12 protein-coding genes and 1 pseudogene are annotated in these 17,812 nt (G+C 52.2%); 8 read left to right on the forward strand and 5 right to left on the reverse strand.

Features of this window, described 5'->3' with window-relative positions; all coding sequences use genetic code 11:
* Positions 1-233 precede the first annotated feature (233 nt).
* From BW686_RS23800 to BW686_RS23820, 4 genes are all read left to right on the forward strand, one after another.
* Positions 234-1,481: a ribonucleotide-diphosphate reductase subunit beta gene (locus tag BW686_RS23800; RefSeq protein WP_003393710.1), complete on the forward strand. Its 1,248-nt coding sequence runs from the start codon at positions 234-236 to the stop codon at positions 1,479-1,481.
* Between the two features lie 1,424 nt (positions 1,482-2,905).
* Positions 2,906-4,171 carry a nucleotidyltransferase domain-containing protein gene (locus tag BW686_RS23810; RefSeq protein WP_084920085.1) on the forward strand — a complete coding sequence of 422 codons (1,266 nt, stop codon included), beginning with the start codon at positions 2,906-2,908 and terminating at the stop codon, positions 4,169-4,171.
* On the forward strand, positions 4,155-5,939 hold the full coding sequence (locus BW686_RS23815; RefSeq protein WP_084920088.1) for a ThiF family adenylyltransferase: 1,785 nt from the start codon (positions 4,155-4,157) through the stop codon (positions 5,937-5,939). Before BW686_RS23810 ends, BW686_RS23815 begins: the two co-directional genes overlap by 17 nt.
* Positions 5,936-6,430: a Mov34/MPN/PAD-1 family protein gene (locus BW686_RS23820; RefSeq protein WP_084920090.1), complete on the forward strand. Its 495-nt coding sequence runs from the start codon at positions 5,936-5,938 to the stop codon at positions 6,428-6,430. Before BW686_RS23815 ends, BW686_RS23820 begins: the two co-directional genes overlap by 4 nt.
* On the opposite strand, the gene BW686_RS23825 is transcribed toward BW686_RS23820, so the two are convergent.
* A complete protein-coding gene (locus BW686_RS23825) occupies positions 6,431-6,982 on the reverse strand; it encodes a 3'-5' exonuclease (protein ID WP_084920093.1) in 552 nt (183 codons plus the stop codon).
* Between the two features lie 945 nt (positions 6,983-7,927).
* On the opposite strand from BW686_RS23825, the gene BW686_RS23835 reads away from it, so the two are divergent.
* Positions 7,928-9,040 (forward strand): SAVED domain-containing protein, encoded by a 1,113-nt coding sequence (locus BW686_RS23835; protein WP_084920096.1) that lies wholly within the window; start codon positions 7,928-7,930, stop codon positions 9,038-9,040.
* A 609-nt stretch (positions 9,041-9,649) separates the two neighbouring features.
* Here the strand turns inward: BW686_RS23835 and BW686_RS23840 are convergent.
* Positions 9,650-10,396, reverse strand: a complete 747-nt coding sequence (locus BW686_RS23840) for a hypothetical protein (RefSeq protein ID WP_084920098.1) — start codon at positions 10,394-10,396, stop codon at positions 9,650-9,652.
* Between the two features lie 247 nt (positions 10,397-10,643).
* Between BW686_RS23840 and BW686_RS23845 the strand changes: the two genes are divergently transcribed.
* Together BW686_RS23845 and BW686_RS23850 are read left to right on the forward strand one after the other, a co-directional pair.
* Positions 10,644-10,991 carry an aldehyde dehydrogenase family protein gene (locus tag BW686_RS23845; protein WP_084920101.1) on the forward strand — a complete coding sequence of 116 codons (348 nt, stop codon included), beginning with the start codon at positions 10,644-10,646 and terminating at the stop codon, positions 10,989-10,991.
* 245 nt (positions 10,992-11,236) lie between these two features.
* Positions 11,237-12,538 carry an SAVED domain-containing protein gene (locus BW686_RS23850; protein WP_084920103.1) on the forward strand — a complete coding sequence of 434 codons (1,302 nt, stop codon included), beginning with the start codon at positions 11,237-11,239 and terminating at the stop codon, positions 12,536-12,538.
* A 33-nt stretch (positions 12,539-12,571) separates the two neighbouring features.
* On the opposite strand, the pseudogene BW686_RS23855 reads toward BW686_RS23850, so the two are convergent.
* From BW686_RS23855 to BW686_RS23865, 3 genes and pseudogenes are all read right to left on the reverse strand, one after another.
* Positions 12,572-13,734: pseudogene (locus BW686_RS23855) on the reverse strand (IS3 family transposase).
* A 478-nt stretch (positions 13,735-14,212) separates the two neighbouring features.
* Positions 14,213-15,469: an McrC family protein gene (locus BW686_RS23860; RefSeq protein WP_084920105.1), complete on the reverse strand. Its 1,257-nt coding sequence runs from the start codon at positions 15,467-15,469 to the stop codon at positions 14,213-14,215.
* On the reverse strand, positions 15,466-17,019 hold the full coding sequence (locus BW686_RS23865; protein ID WP_084920107.1) for an McrB family protein: 1,554 nt from the start codon (positions 17,017-17,019) through the stop codon (positions 15,466-15,468). Before BW686_RS23865 ends, BW686_RS23860 begins: the two co-directional genes overlap by 4 nt.
* 369 nt (positions 17,020-17,388) lie before the next feature.
* Between BW686_RS23865 and BW686_RS23870 the strand changes: the two genes are divergently transcribed.
* Positions 17,389-17,812, forward strand: a 424-nt coding sequence (locus tag BW686_RS23870) for a DUF6861 domain-containing protein (protein WP_373271061.1), incomplete at its 3' end; no start/stop codon positions are given.

Here is a 17,812-nt window from a genome sequence, read left to right on the forward strand (position 1 = left end):
CCGCGAAGAGGCCAACAAGCCGAATGCTGACTTGTAGACTCCTGTAGGAGCGGACTTGTCCGCGAAGAGGTCGGCAAGGACACACATGCCCTTGCCACCCTCCTCTTCACCCAAAGGCCTCAAAAGCTAAAAATTCATGTTCCTTGCGCGCAACACCTTAAAAGCAAGCAACACCCCCTCTAGATCCAACAGGTCAGTCCACCCGACTGACCCTCAAGCAGGAGCAGTACACCATGCTGAGCTGGGACGAATTCGATAAAGAAGACGGCGAAGTAGTCGCCAAAGCGACCAACGCCGGTCACGCCAACGAAGCCAACATGGACCGCCTCGACAGCGCCGGTGGCCTCGCAGCCCAGGAAGCCCGCGCCGTCACCGCCGCCGACTCCGCTGCCCTGATCCGCGCCAAGAAAGCGCTGGACGCACTGGACGTCGCTGAAGGCCTGGCCGAACTCGAAGGCGCCAGCGCCCGCGTCGCCGTTGACGAAAAGATGATGATCAACTGCCGCGCCGACCTCAACCAGCTCGTACCTTTCAAGTACGACTGGGCCTGGCAGAAATACCTGGACGGTTGCGCAAACCACTGGATGCCGCAAGAAGTCAACATGACCGCCGACATCGCCCTCTGGAAAAACCCGGAAGGCCTGACCGACGACGAACGCCGCATCGTCATGCGCAACCTGGGCTTCTTCTCCACCGCCGACTCGCTGGTTGCCAACAACCTCGTACTGGCCGTGTACCGCCTGATCACCAACCCGGAGTGCCGCCAGTACATCCTGCGCCAGGCCTTCGAAGAAGCGATCCACACCCACGCCTACCAGTACTGCATCGAATCGCTGGCCATGGATGAAGGCGAGATCTTCAACATGTACCACGAGATCCCGTCGGTCGCCAAAAAAGCAGCCTGGGGCCTGAAGTACACCCGTTCGATCTCCGATCCGAAGTTCGAAACCGGCACCGTCGACACCGACAAAGAACTGCTGCGCAACCTGATCGCCTACTACTGCGTACTGGAGGGCATCTTCTTCTATTGCGGCTTCACCCAGATCCTCTCCATGGGCCGCCGCAACAAGATGACCGGCGTCGCCGAGCAGTTCCAGTACATCCTGCGCGACGAGTCCATGCACTTGAACTTCGGCATCGACGTGATCAACCAGATCAAAATCGAAAACCCACACCTGTGGGATGCCGAAATGAAAGAAGAAGCCACGCAGATGATCCTGCAAGGCACCCAGCTCGAAATCGAATACGCCCGCGACACCATGCCCCGCGGCGTACTCGGCATGAACGCAGCGATGATGGAGGATTACCTGAAATTCATCGCTAACCGCCGCCTGAGCCAGATTGGCTTGAAGGAAGAGTATCCAGGGACTACTAATCCGTTCCCTTGGATGAGCGAGATCATGGACTTGAAGAAAGAGAAGAACTTCTTTGAGACGCGGGTTATTGAGTATCAGACGGGTGGGGCTTTGAGCTGGGATTGATGGTCTCGCCCCCATTTGTCACGAAGGTCTGACACAATGTCACGATAACTTGACTCATGAGGCGTTTCCCTCCCTGCTTTTCAGCAAGAATCGGACGAATCTCAATTTCTCCGAATCTCCGCAACGAATAAGCGTATGAAATAAAAAAGCCACCTGAGCCGCAAGGACCAAGGTGGCTTTTTCGTATAAAGCTTCGGACGTTTTTTGCTGAACAGAGCGCGGAGCCAACAGCCAACTTGCGCTCTATGCGCTTTCCCCCAAATGGAAAGATAAAGCCATGATGTTGACCGAAGCGATAGGCCGCACACAGTAGAAGCGAGAAATTTATCGCACTCCGAATTAATCAATACCGCCCGCCTCCGCCTTAATCGAGGTTTCACGAGTTGTTTGTCTCACCCCCCATAAAAATGTTATCACTCTTGCAGGCAAGGTCGCCCCCTGCCACAAAAGCGTGCCTAGAGTGGATGCCACTGAAACTTGCTTCCAGGTGCACACTAAGCAGCAAGGGGTCCCAAGCCAACCTTAGGCGAAACATTGCTGGCGACTCCGCGATCACCTCCAAATATTCTGGATTGCTGTTCATGCGACGAACAAATACGGATTCTGCGAATTCTCATATCAATCCCATCGCACGTTAATCGGGCCAAGCTCTGGCGCACTGCGCACTCGTAAAGCCCGAGGTACGCTTCGATGACAACAGGTGCCGAACGTTATGATCTACCAGAGGTTCATGGCAGCTATTATGAGGATCATGCCCATGGGAAAAGGATAGGACAAAGCCATCTTAGGCCGCAGAAGACATACCAAGCACGCAGTACTTTTTCCGTTCCAGCGCAATGCACTGTGAGGGGCACGAACATAGTGACCTTACTCTACCCCCATCGAGTGCGACGCATTTAGTCGTGCTCAAGAGTTCTACTAACGCACTGTAAAATAAAGGTTTCAATTCAAAAAACGTTATAGCAGAAACCCTTAATTTTTTTCAAAATTCAGCTTTGACTTTAACTAACGAACGTGGTTAGATTGGATCCAGAAGCCCTCATTCAGATAACACCTGTTCAAAGATCGAGTTGATGGCTGCAATAATTTTGACGCTCAAAAAAGTCAAAAATTTGCCACCGAGTTAGCTGGAGGGCGATGAGCGACGAATCAATGATTTTTAACCAACCCCTATAAAAAATTAGTATCTACGGCGTGGTCATTTCATCGCTATGACATGTAAGCCTAACTGAAATTTCGACTAATCGCTTTTAAGCGCAAAAAACAATACTCAGCAAGTTCGTGCAACGCCTTCGCCATACGGCTTTGGCTAGATGTCCTGATGCTATACGAAACCAGAATAGGCATGCCTGTAAAGCTGACTCACGTTAGTAATAGGCGAGACCTATACGTCTTAAAAATGGCTCTTTCTGACGAGGCTTGATATGACTATTCAAGATGAACAAACCAGACGTTTCAGCTGGGAGCACCTGCTGCTCCGTGCCGCTCGCGACATTTCACTGACAAAAAGCCAGTACGAAACTATCGATGGTAGGTACAACCAGCTGGAAAAAATTCTTTCGGCATCAGCCGATCCATTGCTTGCTGGGGCCCATATTTTCCCACAAGGCTCGATGCGTCTGAAAACAACTATCAACCCTGTTGATGATGCGCCTGAAGATCTCGGTACCATTGATGCCGACGCAATTGTCTGGCTACCCAATGCGGGTGGCGCAGAGGCTACCGCCGTTTTGAATGCAATTGAAAAGCGCTTTAGCGAGGGCACTCGAGTCACAGCGAAAATTGTCCCGCTCCGCCGTGGCATTCGTATCGTATACGCTGACGAGAATCCAGGCTTTCACATTGACGTGACTCCGGCGCGCGCGATAAATGGAAATCGTGAAACCAAGGGTGAAGGCAAGCTGGAGGTGCCCGACCGGGAAATGGGTTGGAAGCCCAGCAGCCCCATTCCATACGCCAACTGGCTTAATGACGCATCTGACAAACATATTGTGCTCAAATCGTTAGCAGGGTTTGAAGCGTTTACGATGGACAGTCGCGACTTGGTCGTAGGTTCGGCAACCCAAGATCCACTTCCAACCTACCAAGATTACGACGACAACGACCCATTGCGTGCGACGATAAAGCTGCTGAAACGGCACCGAGACGAGTGGGCGATTGAAACAAGAAATGAAAGCCACCGCCCGATCTCAGCAGTAATTACCACGCTCGCGACACATGCCTACTTACAGGTGGTGCAAGAATCTCATTTCTTGCCGCTCCGTCCACTGGACGCGATTATCAAGATTGTGGAAAAAATGCCGAGCTTCGTTTCACAGGCGTTCGGACAGTATCAGGTCTTGAACCCCCAAGATTCAGGTGAGAATTTCGCTGAAAAGTGGAATCGGCCAAAAGATGGTGCGGAGTACCGTCAAGCGTTTTATAACTGGCACGCAAGCGCGACAGTTTCGATGATGCTGGGGTTGAAAACCCATGAATCTGAAGAAGCTTTCGCTCGGGCAATGAATTCAAGCTTTGGTATCGGAAAGAAACTGATCAACGAAGCCAATCGTGAGATTCCAAAGAATTGGACCCTACCCGGGCGCAAGGAAGGCACCACGCACAACTCGGTTACTCTGGCCGCTCTAACTGGCATTACAGCCAGTAGTAAACCTCAAGCGAGTGTGAAGCCCGTTGAACGCCTTGGTTGATGCAACTCATAGCCCAGAGGTTGAGCGCGGAGTTGCCGCGCTCAACCAGCTTCTGGGAACGGAAGCTGCCGCCCTTCTAACTCCCGCAAAAACTCGGGACGGCGAAGTCGTCTGTTTTTCTTTCCCTATTCCGTCTGATTACACCGGCAAACCTAGAACATTGCGCATCGCGTTTCCGCGCGATTTCCCTCGCGCATCGCTCAAACTCAATGTAGAGCCCTCCCCTTGGCTTGAGTGGCCCCACGCCATGAAATCAGGGCTATGCCTGCATGGGTTTCGTGAAAAACCTATTACCGGTACGCCAGAAACAGTTGTGCAGGATAGCCTCTCACGCTTTAGCACCATCCTAAATTTCGTCATAGAGGGTTCAGATCCCGACATACGCGATGCCGAGTTTCGCAATGAAATCACCAGCTACTGGAACACTCAGCTTGGCGTATCTCCCCAAGATCTGTTGCTTTTAGCGCGCCCGATATCAGGCTCAGAGCTTTATGCGACTAGCGACCCTCGGCCATCGCGACGAAATCACACTGCATGGCTCGCGACCAGCATTGAAGCACTGAGAATCCATTTCAGACGCATCGCCGGACTTAACGTAAAAATTAGGTCACCTGCGATACCTGGTTTCTACCTAAAGCTGCAGACATTCCCTAGCGTGCGCATCCCTGACGCCGATCGTTTAATTGAATGGTTGACGCCACATCTCAATCCAGACGACTGCAGAAAGTTTCTGGACTGGTTCGCAGGCCATGGATCCTTGGCAAATCGCTGGATCGTATTTGAGCTGCCAGGCCCAGACGGCTCCCCGGTTTATTGCCTAGACGTTCGCTCCTACAGCAAACAACCAGACCACGGCCGTTGGTATGGCTTCCGATCGGCACGTCGATGGTCGGGAAAGAATCAGCCAAATCATGTTCCCGCTCTCGTACGCAGTGCCATCATTAACATTCTTGACCGGAATGACATTCTGTCACGAGATCTTAGCGGCGCTGCCGTAAACTTGGAAAAGGCTCGCGTCGTCATGGTTGGCGTTGGATCGCTTGGCAGCACCGTAGCCCAACAGCTGGCAAGGTCAGGTATCGGCGAGATTATTCTGATCGACCCAGATGTCCTCGAGTCTGCCAACTTAGGGCGCCATGTACTCGGCGCCGATGATTTAGGGAAATATAAAGCCATTGCGCTTGCCGAAAAAATCACTCGCGATCTACCGACCGTTAAAGCCACCCCCTATGTAGACTTCGCGGAAATGCTGCTTATCTCGAAGCCAGGATTGTTCGAAAATTCCGATGTGGTCATCGTTACTACTGCCGACTGGTCATCCGAGGTTGCGTTATGGCGTAGGAAATCCACCGGCACTCGATGGGGTTTACTGCAGGCCTGGAGTGAACCGCACACCCTCATTGGCCATGCCTTGCTGGCTCCAGCGGGCGAATCTGATGGACGCGACCTCTTCGATGACAGTGGTAACTTCAACTTTAAATATACCGAATGGCCAAAAGGTCACGGCGTCATCTCTATCCCGGCCTGTGGCCAAAGCTTCATCCCCGGAGGCGCTTCAGGTATGGCGAACGTCTCGTCCATGGTAGCGCAAACGGCGTTGAGATCCTTGACCGCACAACTCAATGAGCAGACATGGGTTACGACGATCTATAGGCCACATGATGCAGCCGATCGCGGAGGCATCTATAAAGGCCCAAAACTGGAAAATGGGGTCCAACATATTGTCCTAGAGCGAGAATGGCCGACGCCTGAAGGTGTGGAGGCATGACTGCAATTGCATGGAGCTGGTGTTGGCCTGAAATTAACAGCTGTTTGCCTGTGTCCCAAAGCGTTGCTCATGTCTTTAATCAGCACCGACAAGGCTTGTGGCGCTCTGAGCGAGGGGGGCAATTGTTCGTCGATCTTTCCAACCCGAATGGACTGATCATGACGTTGGCCACACCTCCCCACCCAAGAGATAGAGCAGGAAGGATATGGTTGGAGCTCGACGGCGAACGCTGCCAACGGGAGATTGAGTCGGCGAATGCCAAAGGACTTCGACTTGTGGGCTATTGGCACACTCACCCGCAAACCGTCCCTGTAATCTCTCCGACAGACGTAACTAGCTTCTCAAAATTCGCGAGGCGCTATTCCAATGAGCTGCCACACCCGATTGCTGTTATCGTTGGCCAGTCAACCGAACCTAGCGGTATCAAGGCCTGGTCATTCAGAAACGGGGCATGCCTCGAAGCAACGATAAGCGACGATAAGCGACGTTGATTATCCCTGAGCGGCCCTACGGCGGAGCATTAAGTCGAATAGCTCCGCCTGATAGCGGGCGTCATCCAGCGCATTGTGGGTGGCAGAGCCTCGTGGCTGCAATTGTTGCGCCATGTGCGAAGATTTAGTTTGCCTCCACTGAAGGTTGAAAGCCCCCATATAGAAAGCTTTCATGTCAAGAGCTGCAAAGCCAAAAGGATTTTCGCCTAAGTATTTGTGAAAGTAGAAATTCACAAACGACCAATCAAAGGGTGCGTTCAGCCCTACAAAAATCGCTTTTTGGCCGTTTACGTTGACCTGCGAAACCCACTCAGCAAGCTTCTTCATCGCCTCGAATGGCGTAAGGCCTGTTTTAGCTAATTCACCAAGATCGAATCCCGTTACACCTAGGGATTCGGGGTCATGCTTTGGGCTATCCGGCTTTATCTCCAAATAGATCGCATCCTGTGCCCGCCCCACAACACAGGCCCCTAAAGAGAGCATACTAAACTCACCGGGTATCGGCCCAGAGGCCTCGATATCTACAGAAATATAGAGCTCTTCACTTTCCACTAATTTGCTCCTGACGTCAGACGTTGATGCATAGGTTAGAAAGAATATCAGAGCATCACTCTCTGTTCGAGCACCGATGCGCTCACAAGGAAGCCCTACCCCGGACGCCTCACAACAGGAGCCAATTCGATACTGATCAGTGTAAGCAGAGCCCAGCCAATCGGGTTCTGCTTGGACTATGAAATTCGGAAAGCTCTAATTTCTAGCCCCACCGAATTCTGCGTTCACCTATGGCGACCATCTCAGAACCAAGACAGTACTGATTTAGTAATAAATCACTACTGCGCAATAAACCAGCGCACTAGGCGTACGGTGTTCGCGCGAGCCTTGAGTCTACAGTGCTTACTCCATACTTGGATTCCCATTCCTTAAGTGTCTGGTAATTGCCCCCTCAGGTCTCAATCCCCTCCCCGGCATGAGGGTTCTCGCATCCTTCACATTACGGGCCCTACTGGTATTTTTGACTGGGTGAGTATCAATTTCTAACCGAATGGCAGGATCCAAAATCGCAACTACATCACGCATGCTATAACCATGTTCTCCGGACAGTGAACGCAACTTTTCCTCTAACTCAAAGTTCCTGCTTCAGAGCGTTATATTTTTCAAGCTTTCAGACTCTGCCGATTGATGGGCGAACATCTGCTCAAGCGCACGAAATTCTGCGAGCCTAGAAATGGCACACACCCATAGTTAACGAGGGAGTCAACAACATTCAATCATTGCTTGCGAAGTCAACCAAGCCTGATTTTTTCCGCCCTCCTTGAATCGATCAGGGATGATTCATTCTTCAGCGATAAATTAAGCCTATCCCTTTGGTCTCGTCCTCCCAGTTACAGCTGGAAACTTGCAAATCTTGGTGGCTTTTTCGCGCGCCTTCCCTGATTATTTTCGGCAACGACGCACTGCTGTAAGCAGACCCACACACTTCAAAATAAGGATTTATGGATGCTTAAGGAAGAATTGCTGAGCTGGGGACGAAAAATCGTCGACTGGTTCGTTCGCCCCAAAAATATTGGCGTCTGCCTTATCCGCTATGGGACGGTGATTATTGGAGCCTCACTCGCCGGAGGCCTGGTTGGGACAATCAGGTACATAAGCGCATCGACCCAACTGCAAGCAAACATAGATACCACTGGAGGACCAGCTGCGTGGATGGCTATCGCCGCTTTCGTTGTAGGAGTGCTGATGATCTTCGTAGGAGTTCTCCTAAACCTTCAGAGCCAAAAACAGCTGGCCCGGCAACGGGTGCTCTTGCTTGAGCAAAAAGGGCTGTTCAAGATCGATAGCCCGTTGGACGCAGCGGTCAAGAATACGGTCGGAGGCACAGTTGATACCATCCTCGTCGATATACGGGAGGGGGTTATAGAAGGGCGCATCTCTCAACCAGAAATTGCCCTACAAAAGGTAGTGGACGGCAGAGGTGACTTGGTGCGCCGTCTCGATGGACAGAATAAAAACGATATCACGATCGCCTATGGTGGACTCATGCCTGTGCCGTTCACCTTCCTCACTGGCTGCTTGCTGGATGACGAAGGGGGTGGAATCAAAGTGTTCGACTGGGACCGGTTGGGTGCAGGCCAGTGGCGCCTCATTCAAAGTGATGTTGATGACGGGCAGCGACTAGTGGCTGTAACCAACCTCGTCGATGTTGGAGAGCAAATCGTGCTCGCTCTTTCAATATCATATCCGGTCGATGAACCTGCGATAGCAGCTACCTTCTTAAACATTCAAATCATGCACATGAAAATTAATGAGCTGTCGTCCAACGCTCACTGGTCTTTGGAAAAGCAAAGCGCTTTAGCCGAGCAGTTCCTTCAAGTGCTGAAAGAACTTTCTGGCCGAGGGGTGAAGCACATTCATCTGGTTATCGCCGCCCCGAATAGCGTGGTCTTCAATCTCGGGCGTATTTACGACAGGAGACTTTTACCAGCCGCAACCGTTTACCAATACGAGCGTACTTGCATCCCGCCCTATCCATGGGGAGTCGCGCTCCCTTCTCACAGTCTTACTCAGCCAACAATCGTGCACACTCACCGCCACGTTTCAGCAGGCCCTTAGGATTGAATGGCTGACCAACCAAAGCGGAGAGGGAAATTCGCCTCTGTCTAACGTCCAACAACGGGCCGCGCTTATACGCTGGCCCGTTCAATCAACGGCCGATGAGGCCTACTCACTCGCTCTCGGCGATCCAATCGCAATGCCAGGACCTGACGCTGCACTGCATAGCCTGCATCCACATCCAGTCGAGGCATTTGCTCAGCTTCGGAGCTATCGCTAACTCAGAGTGCTGTGAACAAACAAATTCGTAAGCGTCCGGCCAAGACATCTACCCCTCCTCGCAAAGCCAAGGCATGGTATGCACTTAAATTGGTGATGATTGGAAGCTCACAACAGCGTGGCCAACGGCCTGTTCCATGATCGTCATGGAGCGGCTCATTGCCGCAGGGGTGAAGTTGCTACAGAGCGTGCTTGCTCATCTACAGGGTCGCTGCGCTCAAGCCTGGATACGGCCCAGGCGGTGATTTTTGGAATCGTCGGAATTTCAGATCATCCGATCCCACTTCTAGTACGCCGCGCCCATTTCGCATTTCGCATTGCGCGCGGCGTTAGGATGGGCGGCTATGCCTTGCCGACATCACGTATTGATATCGAGATTACGCTGCGGAATCATGTGTGCATTCGGTAGCCAAAACTGAGATCTTTGATCATTTTTATCGTCTTTTCTACGGCATCTGGCAACGGGGCAAAAATCGACTCCAATTGGGTAAAGTAATCTTGTGTGACCGCCCAGAAATGCCCTGGCATTTCGTGATCTGCCAGATTCTCAAACACCCCACCTTTGCCAAAAATCCGTTCCAGGTACATAGCTACCCCATGGAGTTTAGACTGCCAATTCCACGGATAAACATCTTTCATTTCGTCCGACATTTTCATCGAGGGCTGAATGATGGCTGTTCCGTGAGATAGCACGTTTCTCAGTGCAAACAGCACCGTGATAGCTTCTTTAGTTTCCGGCTTGACGGCCTTGTCGACGGACACATCGAGGTACAGTTCGATGTGTCGCTTCAACGCTTCCCACCCTCCACTCATTTCTACTTCGGCTTGAAATTTCGCTAACAGTTGCTCCATTTTATTTAGGGCGGTCTGTCCAGCCGCACTGCCCTGAGCGACTGCTTCGTTGACATCGTGACGAAGCCTGTGGGTGAGAATGCTGCGAAGCGTACCCTCGATGATTGACGCATTGAGGATGAGGATTGCGAACGCGTTATTGTAGTTGACCCAGTCAACTGGATCTTCATTCTTACTCTCAGCACGATAGCTCTCCAAACGCCATAGTCTTCGGTGTTCTAAGCCGAGAGTTTCGTACGCAATAACCAGTGACGATGCCGTTTCGAAAACTTTAAACGCTGCCATAATCTATTCCTTCGAGGGATTGTCCATTGCTCACGCGGCTGGGCCACCGTGCTTTAGGGGAGGGATGGCTCCTTGCGCAGTAATCTGATCGGCTGCGCGGGCTATTTCATGAGTGCTGAGTTAACGACCTCCAAAGCAGAGAAGTCGTCCACTGGTTAGGGCATTGGTTGGTCCGCTGAATGTATCGGGTTCGTATGCCTGCGCCTACCACCGCGCGTGCCCATAGCTTTGGTGGCGATTCAACTTCGTGCCAGTAACAGTCATCGATAATCCCTCTAACAATGCACGGATTGTTCAGGAAGAGCAGTTCTCCCCCTTGGTCCCAATCATTGCCTACGACGACATCGACCAAACGATTCAGTGGGCGAACGACAGTCCGTTCGGTCTGGGTGGTTCCATTTGGGGCCGGGATGTGAAACGCGCTGTTGCGGTCGCCAATCAGATCGACGCCGGTACTGTCTGGGTCAACGAGATACATAACTCAAGCATAGATATGCCGTTCGGCGGTCACAAACAATCCGGCCTGGGAACCGAACATGGGCATGAAGGCCGACTGCTCTTTACCAATCCTAAAGTCATTGCGATTAAGAAGTAGCCCATCGGTGCTCAGCCCACATCTGGCCTGGCTGTCGGTGAACTGAAGGTTCAGGCCAGCTGATTCCTCCTCAGCTAGGAATCAAAACTGGGGGCTCCAGACCGGCGAAATGATCCCCGGCTCGAGCGCCCAGCGCCTAAGGAGGTACCCGAGCTCAAACATTTCCCCGTTGTATACGCGGCCTCCCCACGCATCATGAGGAGTGCTAGTATGCGCCGCTATGTATATAGATACAGGCACACTTTATGGAATCAGCATCTGCTAAGCCGCCAAAAAACACTGCCGAAAAAAATGCTCCAACCAAGTCGAAAGATAAAGGACGCAATGGCGATTTGGGCGAAAGAGACCAGCGCTTATTGTGGGGGCGCGCTGCTGGTAGGTGCCAACGCTGCAACATTGATGTCAGCCGGGATCGTCTGAGCTGGAGAGCCTACAACCTCTCGGAAAATGCTCACGTCACGGCGTCCTCCGTCAATGGTGTCCGTGGAACAACGGAGAATTCTGCGGCTCTTGCTGACAAGCTGGAAAATCACCTCCTCTTATGCCGCGATTGTCACAAGATCATTGATGACAAACGTCGGGGAGAGATGCTTTTTCCCACAGACTTGTTGCTCAAGCTAAAGCACGACCAGGAAGCTTTGGTACAACGTCTCATGGCACTCGCTAAGAAACCGCAGAGTGTAGCTGTCTATATCAGTGCGGCTGTTGGGCAAACACGCCTGCAACCACTTGTGATCGATGACATTAATACGGCAATCGTAAACGCCGGCTTAATCCCAGCGCTAAACCACCCCATCCACATCGACCTGCTTGCCCTTCTTGAAGTCGATACACTTGATAGCGATCCAGCGTTCTGGGCAATGGCAGTCAAGCTGACCCGGCAAAGGCTGGAAGCCAAGATCCTTGAAGGAGCACACAAAAAATTTAGCGAGGTCGAGCATTTCAGTTTATTTGGGATAGCGCCAATCCCTGTATTGGCTTTGCTGGGCAATCTCATCCCTGACACACGTAAGGCCATGATTTACGAGCCCGTGTGGGACGAAATCAACCCCGGTCGCGAACCGCTTCGTCCAATAATCGATATTGATATTCATCAGTATGATCGAGACCCTGAAACTTGGTGCTGGCCTGAAGAACGCAGACAACCTTCGCCGGTCTTCAGCCACCTCCACCGAGCTGGCCCCACTCTCCAAGAAGGTGGCGATATTGCAGTATTATGCGAGTTGTCCTTCCCAACTCACCTGGATTTGGTCGAAGCCGCTCTTCCGGGTGTACCGGTTTACCATTTCTTCGCAAGCGACATAACCCCCGATATCATCCAAGCGCCCGCGGACGTAAAGGCCTTCACGGCCGCATTCAGAAAACTATTAAGCAAGCTTGAGCGTGATCATGGACACAACGCGCATGTGCATGTATTCGGATCGCTACCGATATCCTGTGCCATAGCGCTGGGCCGGATTCAGGTGAAAGGAAGCGTTCCGATGACCATCCATAACCTGCAGCAAAATCCGAACCGCTATGAGCGCGGACTCACCTTGCCATCTTAGATCCACAACATTTGTGAGATCCAGCTGTAGTGGTCAACTGATCCCGGACATGACGTTAAGGTTTTTCTCGTACTGAGCGGGCGACAATCCATCATTGAACTGGTGTGGCCGAATCCAGTTGTAACGATGCATCAGGTAATGACTGATATCTCGCTGAGCCTCTTGGGCCGTCATATAGCCCAAGGTCGGTATCCACTCAGTTTTCAAGCTGCGGAATACACGCTCCATCGGCGAGTTATCGTAGCAATTACCTCGGCGACTCATGCTCTGGCGTATGCGGTATCGCCAAAGCCGCTGGCGAAACTGTCGGCTCCCGTATTGCGCGTCCTGGTCGGAATGAAACAGCAGGCACCGAAGCTTGCCGCGTTGCTCATAAGCCATGTCCAGCGCCTTGATCACCAAGTCCGTATCCGGTTTGTTTGAAAACGCCCAGCCCACCACCCGACGCGCATAAAGATCCATAACCACCGCCAGGTAATGCCATTTTCCTTGCGCCCAGATGTAGGTGATGTCGCCACACCAGACCTGATTGGGCGCGGGTACATTGAACTCTCGATTCAAAATGTTCGGAATGTCAGGCCGCTCCACTGTTGCTTTTTTATAAGCATGCGAGCCCGGTTGCTTGCTGATCAATCCCAGTTCCCGCATCAGGCCACGCACCTTGAACCGACCGATTTACTCGCCATCTTCTTGCATCATCGACACGATACTGCCGCTGCCGGCAGCGCTTCGACTTTGCCCGAACAATTCATTGACTCGGCTAAGTAAACGAACCCGCTCGGCGTCTGGAGCCCGACGCCGCTGGCAATAGTTGTAGTAACACGAGCGAGGTATCTCGAACGCTTCGCACAGCAACTCGATCGGCTCATGGGCACCTAGCTGATCGATCAGCGCAAGCGCTCGTGTTCTTCCGACATCAAGAGCGCGGTAGCCTTTTTTAAAATGGATTTCTCCCGCTCAAGACGAGCGATCCTGGCTTCCAGCTCCTGAATTTTCTGCTGCTCGGGCGTCATGGCTTTGCTCTGAGGCGTTACGCCATTGCGCTCCTGCTGGAGCTGGCTCACCCAGCGACGCAGCGCAGATTCCACCACCCCAAGCGAGCGGGCGGCTTCGATATGGCTATAGCCTTGGTCGAGCACGAGGCCTGCGGCCTCGCGTTTGAATTCAGCGGAGAAGGTACAGCGTTGTTTGGACATCAGACACCTCTATCTGGCGATATTCTCGCCTAAATGAGTGTCCGGAATCATTAGACCACTACAACTGAGCATGTCATCAAAGGCAACTGTGCTCAGTTTTGGGGTACTGGCTAACAGGGGGGCTAGCGCTTGGGTTCGTTGTGTTAGGGACGATGGTGTCCAGGTATTGCAACGCGCTCCCAAAAGTCTGGTCATTTTGGTGCCTTAACTCCAAAAGTCCACTAATTTTGACATTGCATGTTAAGTCATCAAGAAAAAAGCGTTAAAAATCAATGGGCCGTATGCTGAGCAAATCTGGAAAGTGGGGCTCGCTTGTAAAACCGTGTTAAGACCTGAAGCCATTTCATCCTGCATGAAATGGCTTCTGAAAAAAGTGTTGCCTACTGGCGGCCTTTTTTACTTCGACGGAACGGGAAGTCCTAAGCAGATGATTTAGAAAACACAGAACCATTAATTGATAGATGACGCATTTCAGTTATTAATGCGGTATCGCCCAAATCAAATATCCCGTATCAAGATCAAACGGAACCACCCACAACCTCAACCCCTCCGAAAACTCAAAAACCGGCAACGCCTCCACAAACGAGGCCCGCTTCGGATAGATCAGCACCAAATCCCCTTGCCCGCCCAGATATTTCTGTCCATACGCAAACAGCTGATAAAAATCCGCCTGATTCAGGCCATAATTTTTGCTGCCAAGCTCGCCGTCCAGCCGCTTCCATTTAGTGTCCAAAACCCAGCTCTTCCCTCCCTGCGTAATCATCAGATCAGGCCGCAGCTGGAAAACCTTCTTGCCCTTATGAGTACACAGATATTCGCTGCTGCGCTGGGTATGCAGCGTTGCATCTGACGGCAGTGAATCCCTCAGGCATGCAGCCACGTAGCGTTCGAACAGCTTTTCCATCGGGAATAGCAAGCTCATGCCCTGCCATTCGCCTGCAATCGCCAGTGGCGTTTGCTGTTGAATGATGAGTTCGCACCATGGCTTTACCGGCTGGTAATGGGCCATGAGCCGGTCGTGGCGCCACTGTTTAAAATCTTGAGTCGTGTCTCGGCTGCTTGGAATCTCTAGCAGTATTGAGCGCAGCTCATGGGATAAGCGCCAGTTGCTGGGATCTTGGGTGGTTTTGCAGACAATATCTAACGCTGTTTTGAGAAGGCGGTTCTCTGCCCGATCTGGTTGGAATATATCGTGGCGGATTTGAAATTGGTGCTGTCGGCCAGGTGGTTGGCGCATCTGGCGGGCGGTGTTGAGTTGGCCACGCAAATACCGCTGTTCTTCTTCCACGCGCTGGTAGTCGAAGCGAAGGCCGCGTTTGATAAGGTGATCGAGTGCTTCAAGAAAGCTGCTCATGACCCATTCAGTCAACGGCGCATCGAAGCGCTGTAACGCGGTTGCACCGACCTTGCGCGTCGGCAGGTCGAGTGACTTCTGAATCATGCGCCTAAGCAAAGCACGGCTTTGCTGAATGCAGTCGCCTTGTTCAAAATGCTTAGGCAGGATTTCGATACGCGTACCGCAGGGTGTCTCCAGCGCGCCAACGTAGTTGTCGAGTTTAAGCCAGCGGCGGCCTTCAACTTGAACCAACGCTGCGCCGGCTTTGCTAAAGCGTGAACTGGTTTCGCATAGCCAGTCGAAGGCCGAAAGCGACACTTGGGCTACATCCAGCGTCGGATTGGCGATATTACTGGTTGTCAGTCGGGCATATTCACGGACCGTGACAGTGGTTTTCACCCCTGCTGCTCGCCGAGAAACTTAATGATTTTGCGTCCAAGGCTTCGCGTGTTCAGCGCTGTGCCCGACGCCGACATAATGGAGATACCGTGTTTGCTCGCAAGCTCGCGCAACAGCGGCTTTGCAGGCTTTATGTACTGACCTCCGCGATACACATCGATACGACCATCGGCAGACTGCCTGATATCTACCCCATCGGTTCTAACGTCCTTAGCCTCCAGAGGAGTACTGGCACTCAGGTTGTGATCAATCACACCCAAATATGACTCAATTTTCTTAAAGGCAGACAGATTCAGCTCCCAACGCTCATTGCTCTGACCCACCGTGACCGCGTCCCCAAATAACGAGATGAGGTCTTGGGTCGGCTGAATCAGAAAACTATTCTCCGGAGCCTTGCGTTGGTCGTTGAGAACCCATTGGATACGCTGCCAATCTTCGAAGAAATACTCCTGGAGCAGCGGCAGGATTTGCCCGCGGAAGATACCTTCCAACCGCTCCAACGTGGGCTCGGCTCTGAGCGGCATGAAGTACGCGTGGCCAAGACAGTGGTCTCGATCAAGCAGGGCCGCTATGCGTTGATTCATCACGCTGAGCAATTCATCGATGGCAATGCCATCAACCTCTATTTCATCAAGCAGCTCTGGATTGGGCGGCACTTCGATAAAGGTGAAACGGCGACGCAAGGCAATGTCCAGCGCGGCCAACGACCGGTCGGCAGTGTTCATGGTGCCTATCAGGTGGATGTTGCCGGGGATACTGAAACGTTCTTTAGAGTAGGGCAGCGTGACTTCCAAAGCCTCGTCTGCGCCTGCTCGCTTGGAAGGTTCGATGAGTGTAATCAGCTCACCGAAAATGCGCGAGACGTTGCCTCGGTTGATCTCATCGATGATCAACACCTTAGCGTCGCTATGTTGAACGGGGGCAGGCTCAAATAAACCCTCCTCGTTTTGCCCCAGCATGTGCTCGACCATCGATGGCAGGAAGTTTTTGTAGCCGTTCACCAAAAACGGATCAAGGATAGAGCCCGGCACTTTCTTGTCCCAACGACCATTGCCCAGCTCTTCGATAGTGAGCGTGCCGGCGTCTACGTAAGAAGCAAGCGTATTCAGCAGACTCATGCCGATGGGAAGGTGTTTACCTTGGGGCTTCTCTATCTCAACCACTTCAGGCGTGGCGCGAGTCACTTTATAGCCTGTGCCGTAGCGATCACCGACCTTGAACGCACGGTACTTTCCGCTCAGTTCAGTCGCAACTGACTCGCAGAGGCTTTTGAAAACGCCTGAAACCACTTCGTACCGGATCTGGCCTTTCTCATCAGTTGTAGCACGAAGCCCTTCGACAAAGTCTTCATAGCTGAAGCTCTGGTGAAAGGTCACAAAGCGCACGTCGCCTGCTGCGAGCAGCTCGTCAAATCGAGTTTTCAGCGCTGATCGGTTATCAAGGTTTTTAGTAAGAAAAGGCTGATCAAGAATCTGCAACGTCGCTTCGACTGTGGCGTAGGTTTTCCCCGTACCGGGCGGACCGAAGAAAATCTGATTGAGCGAAGGCATTGCCGAACGTCCTTGTAGGAAAAGTCCGACAACAGTATCTAGATTGCCAGCATGGGTAAAGCGAAGTCCCGATAGCAACCACTCTGAATGGGTCTTGCGAGCAGTTCGTCAATAGTGGAGCACTTCTCTTTTTCGATGATCCACCGAAAAATTTTCTACGAACAGTGCTTGGAAAAAACGTAGATAATTCAAGGCACAGCGGCCGAAGAACATTCGAAGATCACGCTTGATGACTTATTGACATCATTGCCACCCGTTACCATGATGAGAAAAATGATGTCGCCCGAAGCCATACTGGGCACGTTAGAATTCGATGGCTCAAGGATCGAGGCTCGGGACTTACCTTTTTTCAAGGACAGGGATGAGTGAATGGATCTTTTAGCCAACGTCCCCAAATGGGACGACATCGAGCGAACCCTCGATAACAAATTCAACCATCTGAATCAGTCTTTTGATCAAGGCTGGGAAAGCGCGTCTGATGGTTGGAACGGCTTCACTCGACGAGTGAGTAACGAGGCTACGCTGGCCTTCGGCAGTATCGGCGGAAACCGCATCGAGTCGGTGAGATTGGCGATGGCCAAGTCCTACCCGATCATTCAGCTGAATCTGATGCGCAAGTGGGCGTCCATTGATATAACGGAAATCCTTCCTGTCTTGCTGCAATTGGTCAAAGAGGTCGCCATGATCATGGGCGGCAGCGTTGCCGTCGGGACTCTCGTTGGTGGCGCTGTCGGATCCCTTGCATTCGGGGCAGGCGCTTTACCAGGGGCCATGGTCGGTGGCGGCGTAGGCG

Origin of the sequence: Pseudomonas syringae (assembly GCF_002157375.1) — a bacterium.
Taxonomy (GTDB): Bacteria; Pseudomonadota; Gammaproteobacteria; order Pseudomonadales; family Pseudomonadaceae; genus Aquipseudomonas; species Aquipseudomonas syringae_T.

Coding starts and splice junctions, on each gene's coding strand:
- BW686_RS23800 (WP_003393710.1), top strand. CDS start 234: ATGCTGAGCTGGGACGAATTCGATAAAGAAGACGGCGAAGTAGTCGCC.
- BW686_RS23820 (WP_084920090.1), top strand. CDS start 5,936: ATGACTGCAATTGCATGGAGCTGGTGTTGGCCTGAAATTAACAGCTGT.
- BW686_RS23840 (WP_084920098.1), bottom strand. CDS start 10,396: ATGGCAGCGTTTAAAGTTTTCGAAACGGCATCGTCACTGGTTATTGCG.
- BW686_RS23810 (WP_084920085.1), top strand. CDS start 2,906: ATGACTATTCAAGATGAACAAACCAGACGTTTCAGCTGGGAGCACCTG.
- BW686_RS23865 (WP_084920107.1), bottom strand. CDS start 17,019: ATGCCTTCGCTCAATCAGATTTTCTTCGGTCCGCCCGGTACGGGGAAA.
- BW686_RS23835 (WP_084920096.1), top strand. CDS start 7,928: ATGCTTAAGGAAGAATTGCTGAGCTGGGGACGAAAAATCGTCGACTGG.
- BW686_RS23850 (WP_084920103.1), top strand. CDS start 11,237: ATGGAATCAGCATCTGCTAAGCCGCCAAAAAACACTGCCGAAAAAAAT.